General features: G+C 70.2%; 6 protein-coding genes. 3 read left to right on the top strand and 3 right to left on the bottom strand.

Annotated elements, in window-relative coordinates:
• Positions 1–149 precede the first annotated feature (149 nt).
• On the top strand, positions 150–557 hold the full coding sequence (locus tag WA670_RS44935; RefSeq protein WP_336162291.1) for an acyl-CoA thioesterase: 408 nt from the start codon (positions 150–152) through the stop codon (positions 555–557).
• Between the two features lie 99 nt (positions 558–656).
• Here WA670_RS44935 and WA670_RS44930 read toward each other — a convergent pair whose 3' ends face one another.
• The gene (locus WA670_RS44930; RefSeq protein WP_336162290.1) at positions 657–1928 is read right to left on the bottom strand and encodes a metal-dependent hydrolase family protein; all 1272 of its coding nucleotides are present in this window, start codon (positions 1926–1928) and stop codon (positions 657–659) included.
• A gap of 11 nt (positions 1929–1939) precedes the next feature.
• Positions 1940–3394: an MFS transporter gene (locus WA670_RS44925; RefSeq protein WP_037812718.1), complete on the bottom strand. Its 1455-nt coding sequence runs from the start codon at positions 3392–3394 to the stop codon at positions 1940–1942.
• 131 nt (positions 3395–3525) lie between these two features.
• Between WA670_RS44925 and WA670_RS44920 the strand changes: the two genes are divergently transcribed.
• Together WA670_RS44920 and WA670_RS44915 are read left to right on the top strand one after the other, a co-directional pair.
• Entirely contained in the window at positions 3526–4551 is a 1026-nt protein-coding gene (locus tag WA670_RS44920; RefSeq protein WP_336162288.1) for an Lrp/AsnC family transcriptional regulator, read from the top strand.
• A 504-nt stretch (positions 4552–5055) separates the two neighbouring features.
• The gene (locus WA670_RS44915; RefSeq protein WP_336162286.1) at positions 5056–5316 is read left to right on the top strand and encodes a hypothetical protein; all 261 of its coding nucleotides are present in this window, start codon (positions 5056–5058) and stop codon (positions 5314–5316) included.
• A gap of 10 nt (positions 5317–5326) precedes the next feature.
• Here the strand turns inward: WA670_RS44915 and WA670_RS44910 are convergent.
• A partial coding sequence (locus tag WA670_RS44910) for an FAD-dependent monooxygenase (protein ID WP_336162284.1) occupies positions 5327–5857 on the bottom strand: 531 nt, incomplete at its 5' end.

The following is a 5857-nucleotide window of genomic DNA, read 5'->3' as shown; positions in this document are numbered from 1 at the left end:
ATCGCGCTGTCATAGCCGAAAAACCCGTCACATCCGCGGTGCTGCCCGAGCTCGGGTGAGGCAAACTTGGGCGGTCAACGGCGACGCGGTCCGGTCCGGAAAGGACAGTGCTGCCTCGCCGTCCGAGAGTCGCGATAGGAGAACGGCGCGTGTGGCGAAAAGAATTCGGGTTGCGGGTCAGCGACTTCGACGGCCTGGGCCGCCTCAGCGTGACTGCGTGCTTCATTCTCTTCGAGGAGACGCGAGCGGACTGGCTGATGAAATCGTTGCAGGTGCCCGCTTTTCGCTGCGTCGTGGCCAGTCAGCGCCTTGACTTCGTCCACGAGGCGATGCCGGATGCCGGACCGGTCACCGTCTCGCTGGCCGTGCGCACGGTGGGGGAATCGAGCGTCGACATCGTGGAGTCCTTGTCTGCGGAATCGACAGTGTGCGCCCGTTCCGAAGCCACGCTCGTGCTGTGGGACGCGGAACGGCGCGCGCCACGCCCGATTACCGAAGCCGAGCGCGCGATGTTTGAGTCGCATGCGACGGCACAGGACAACTCTTCACCGGTATAAGGCATTCCGCGGAAATAGTCGACCTGAACGATTCCGCGTGGTCGGCAGCGGCGCATTCGTCAAGAACGCGCCGCTGCCGACCCGAGGAGACCCGGTCGGTCACGCGCTGCGGGCGAGCCCGGGCTCCTCGGCCGGGAGCAGGTCCTTGACGACCTTGCCCTCCTGCACCACGAGTTCGATCGAGTCGGGATCCGCCAGCACCGAAATGTCGCGCAGCGGATCCCCGGACACCACCACCAGATCGGCCGCTTTGCCCGGTTCCAGGGTGCCGGCCTCGTCGGCGAGGCCGAGCAGTTCGGCGGCGTTCGCGGTGCCGGCAGCGATCGCGTCGGCCGGGGTCATGCCGAGTTCCACCAAGTGCGACAGTTCGAGCAAGTTGCGGCCGTGCGGGCAGACGCCGACGTCGGTGCCGAGAGCGATCTTGACCCCGGCGGCGATCGCCTTGGCGATGTTCTCGCGGGCTTTCGCCGACCACCGCACCTTCTTCTCGTACAGGTAAGCCGGAACCAGCGCCGGGTCCGGCACGCGCAAGGCGGCGCTGAGCGTCGGGACGAGCCAGGTTCCCTTCTCCAGCATCAGATCGATGCCTTCCTGATCGATCTCGTACCCGTGCTCGACGCTGTCGACGCCGCCGCGGATCGCCGCAAGGATTCCGGCGGTTCCCTGTGCGTGCGCGGCGATCTGCCGCGGGCGCGAATGCCGGTCCAGTTCGGCGCGGATCAGCCTGATCTGGTGTTCGGTGACGCCGAGGTCGTCCGGCTGGTCGGTCGGGCTCGAGACGCCGCCGGTGGTGCAGACCTTGATCACGTCGGCGCCGGAACGGAGCAGTTTGCGGACCGTGGTGATCACGTCGTCGTCGGTGTCCACCAGGTGCAGGCTCGGCCCGCTGACGACGGGCATCAGCAGTCCGTTGGGCAGGGTCATGTCCGCGTGCCCGCCGGTCGGCGAGAGCACGGACACGGCGATCCGCGCCCGGGGGCCTTCGATGAGCCCCTCGGCGAGTGCGCGCTGAGTACCGTGGTCGAGGCCGCCGAGATCGCGGATGGTCGTGATGCCCGCGTCGAGCGTCGCGCGCAGCCGTTGCGCGGTCTTGTATGCCGCGTAGCTGCCCGAATCGGCGATCACCGAGCGAGGTCCGTCTTCGATGGCGATCGTCGCGTGGACGTGGGTGTCGAAGAAACCGGGCAGCACGGTGCGCCCACCGCCGTCGACAGTGCGGACCGGGGCCGGGCCGCCCGGACGGTCGCGGCGCGGGCCGACGTAAGTAAGTCGCCCGTCCGTCGCGACGATCTCGCCGTCCTTCACCGGCTCGGCGCCGGTCCCGTCGACGATCCGCACGCCGACCAGCCGGATGGTCCCGCGGTTGCTCATGGAATTCGTCCTCATTTCTCGATCGGTTCGGGTTCTTCCCGCCGGGCCCAGGCCGCGGCGAGCACGAGGAGGCCCAGCGCCGCGCACCCGGCGCAGACGGACCAGACGACGGTGTATCCGGTCTCCGCGGGAGCGCCCGCCCCGCCGGAGAGGAAGCTCGAAAGCAAGGTGCCGACGACCGCGGTCGCGACGGATCCGCCCAGCACTTTGACCGTGCTGTAGGTGCCCGAGGCGATGCCGACCCGGTCCTTCGGCGCGGCGCCGGAGATGTACGCGGGCAAGCCGCCCAGCAGCAGGCCCATGCCCAGCCCGGTCGCGACGAGCGCGCCCAGCACCGCGCCGATCGTGGCGTGCAGCAACGCCATGCTGAGGAAACCGGCGGCGGACAGGCCGATGCCGATCGCCAGCACGCCGCGCGGGCCGGCGAGGGTCGCGAGCCTGCCGTACCCGGCCGAACCCGCCACCGCGGCGAGGAAGTTCAGCGCCACTACCAACGAAATCGACTGCGCGGACAGCCCGAACCCGTACCCGGCCGCCGCCGGTTTCGCGGCGAGGAACGTGACGAGCGGAACCTGGTTGCCGAAGAAGCAGACGCCGAACAGGAGCGTCGCGGCCATCGCCGGCCACATCGCCCGGCTGGTGAACATCCGCGTGTCCACCAGCGGTCCCGGCGTCCGCCGCTCCCACCAGACCCAGGCGGCGAGCACGACCGCACCCGCGACGAGCGTGGCCAGCGCCGCCGGCGAACCCCAGCCTGCCCGGCCGGCTTGCGACAGCCCGAGCAGCACCAGCGCCAGCGCCGCGGACAGCCCGGCCGCGCCGGTCCAGTCGATCTTGCGCACGGTCCGCACCGAAGACTCGGGGATGAGGAATTTCGTGACCAGCCCGCACAACGCGGTCAGGACGACCGGGACGGCGAGCGCCGGGCGAACCCCGCCGAGCAGTTCCTCCAGCGGGCCGCTGACCAGCCCGCCGAGCACGAGCCCGGCGGTGAGCGCGCCGGCCAGCCAGCCGATCGCGCGGTTCGCGGCCGGGCCGGTCGCCTTGTCCCGCACCAGCGCGATCTCGAGCGCGATCCACGCGGCCAGCGGACCCTGCAGCACCCGGCCGAGCAACGCGAGCGGATAGACCGGCGCGAGCACGACGAGCAAGGCTCCGGCGGCGACGCTCCACACCGCGACGCTCAGCAGTCGCCGGTGGCCGAACCGGTCGCCGAGCGCGGCGAAAACCGGCACCGACACCGCGGCAGCCAGCAGGTGCACGCTGCTGAACCAGTTCAACGGCCCGGCTCCGACGTGCAGTTCCGCGCCGAAGCCGGCCAGCAACGGCGGGTAGAAGCCTTGCACCATGCCGCTGACCAGTTCGACGCAGATCAGGAAACCGACCGCGGACCGCAGGTTCGAGCCCGCGGGCGCCTTCGCGCCGGACGTCGCCGGCCGGCCGAGACGGGGGGTCGAAGAGGTCATCGCCGCTCCTCGCGTGGGGACGTGGGAATCTGTGGCGACAAGTGTCGGAGTCGAGCGCGAAAGGGCCGTAGAATCCCAGATATTCGTCACCGCGGCCGGTTTCCGGCGGTTTCGCGGTCAGAAGGAGGCTCATGACGCAGAATCTCGTCGACGAGCTCGACCTGCGGATCATCAACTGCCTGCAGATCCGGCCGCGCGCGACCTGGAGCGTGCTCGGACGCGTCCTCGACGTCGACCCGGTGACCATCGCGCGCCGCTGGGAACGCCTGGAGGAGGCCGGGCTCGCCTGGGTGACCTGCTATTTCGGGCTCCCGAGCGCGGACCGGGTGATGGCCTACCTGGAGATCGAGATCGCCGGCGCGCAGGTCACCGACGTCGCCGCCCGGCTCGCGCAGCACCGCGAAATCGTCAGCGTCCACCACACGACGGGCGCCCGCTCGCTGGTCGCGAGCGTGGTCGGCCGCGATCCGGCCGAGGTGTCGCACTACGTGTCGGAATCGCTTGCCACGCTGGACGGGATCGTCGCGATCCGAGCCGAGATCGTCACCGGCAAGTACAGCGACGCGGGGGAGTGGCGGCTGCGGGCGCTGTCGCCGTCCCAGCAGGACGCCCTCCAAGCCGCGTACCCGCGCCGGGACACCCCGCCGAGCACCGCGCCCGTGCAGCCGGACGAAGGACGCGTCGTCCGCGAACTCGCCGCGAACGGCCGCCTGTCGACGAGCGAACTCGCGCGCCGGATCGGCGTCAGCGAGGCGACCGCCCGGCGCCGGCTGAACCGGCTCCTCGCCGAGGGCCGCGCGACGTTCCGCTGCGAGATCTCCCAGCAGATCTCCGGCTGGCCGCAAACCGGCATCCTGTGGGCCCGCGCTCCGGTCGGGGTGCTCGACGGCGTCGCGCGGAAACTCGCGGTGCTGCCGGTGATCCGCGCGTGCCTGACCACGACCGGGCGCAGCAACCTCATGCTGTTCGCCTGGCTGCGGGACGTGCGCGAACTGCACCAGTTCGAACGCGCGGTCGCGCAAGCCGCCCCGGAAGCGGAAGTCATCGACCGCGCGTTCTGCCTGCGCTCCTTCAAACGGATCCTGCTCATCGACGACAGCGGCCGCATCGCGGACCCGCCGGTGCTTCCGGTCGACGACGGGAGCATGCCGTTCTGAACTCCGGGGTCTCGAAGTCAGGGGCAAAATGACAGCTTCGTCGCGACTCCGCGCTCGCTTGCGATGCAACGGAGTTCAGCGCGTGCATGTGCTCTACTGCGTGCACACCCCGTCGAGAGGATCTCGTGCTGTGAAAGCCGAGCGGATGAACGCAGACGACCAGGCCGCGCCCGCCGTCGACCCGGTGCACGACCTGGACTTTCCCGGTCCACACAAGCAGTGGGTCGCGGCGATCGAGAACTCGCCTACGACGCCGGTGTGGTTCGGTCACCGGACCGATGCCGGAGACCGGGCTGCGCTGGTGGGCACCTTGCCGCGCGGAGCGTTCGCGGCGGGTACGGGGCCGTTGAAATGGGGTGCGCCCGGCATGGCGCTCGGGCAGCTGCTGAACGTCATCGAACCGGCACCGCCCGGTGCGATCGCGCTGTTCTTCGCAAGGCTGTTCAGGCGCATCTGGCCGAGCGTGTCGCTGACCTGTCCAGCTGGCCGCGTTCGATGTGGACGGTGGACGGCGTCCGCGTGCAGGCGGCGGTGCTGCACTTCGCGGGCGCTTGGCTGGCGCTCGCTGACGAATTGGACGTTGTCTACTTGGCGACTGTCGGGGTGGGCATGTCACCGGACGGTCTGGAGTTTCATAAGACGCGCGGCGAGAAATACGGTGCTGATTCCTCGGTTCCGCTGACCATTGGCCAGCTCCACCGGCTCCGTGCGGAGCAGATGCCACAGCCTTCTCAGCCCCACCCGGACCTGTTGCGCCTCAAGTAACTCGCGGGGGTCAGTGGCCGGTTTTGAGTTCGGACAGGGTCAGCGCCATCTTACGATGGACCGCGGGCAGCCAGTCCAACGTGCGCATCGCGGTGTTGCGCATGGCCCGCAGCGCGGGGCTGCCGAGGGTGGCGGCGCGGGTCATTTTGTCGGTGAACGCCACGATTTCCTCGGCGACTGGGCGCCTCTCGGATTCGTAGCCGTCCAGGGTGCTGTCTGGGGCGCCGTCGCGTAGCACCGCGCCCAGTCGGCGGGCCAGGTCCAGTGCGTCTTGGATGCCGGTGTTCATGCCCTGGCCGCCGGCCGGGCTGTGGACGTGCGCGGCGTCGCCGGCGAGGAAGACGCGTCCGGCGCGGTAGCGGTCGGCCAGGCGGTGGTGCACGCGGAACCGCGAACTCCAGCCCAGATCGGTCACCTCGATCGAACCGGTCCGCGGACCGCGGGTGTCCAGCAACGCCTGTACCTGGGAACGGTCGGGGTGCGGCGGCGCGTCGTCGACCGTCGCCACGATTCGGTGCCGGCCGCCGGGCAGGGGTGCTAG

Origin of the sequence: Amycolatopsis sp. VC5-11, from assembly GCF_037034185.1 — a bacterium.
In the GTDB taxonomy this organism is placed as follows: domain Bacteria; phylum Actinomycetota; class Actinomycetes; order Mycobacteriales; family Pseudonocardiaceae; genus Amycolatopsis; species Amycolatopsis nivea.
This window is presented reverse-complemented; position numbering and strand designations above follow the sequence as displayed.

Excerpts from the sequence above, each read along its gene's own strand:
- WA670_RS44930 (WP_336162290.1), bottom strand. The coding sequence starts at position 1,928 with ATGAGCAACCGCGGGACCATCCGGCTGGTCGGCGTGCGGATCGTCGAC.
- WA670_RS44925 (WP_037812718.1), bottom strand. The coding sequence starts at position 3,394 with ATGACCTCTTCGACCCCCCGTCTCGGCCGGCCGGCGACGTCCGGCGCG.
- WA670_RS44920 (WP_336162288.1), top strand. The coding sequence starts at position 3,526 with ATGACGCAGAATCTCGTCGACGAGCTCGACCTGCGGATCATCAACTGC.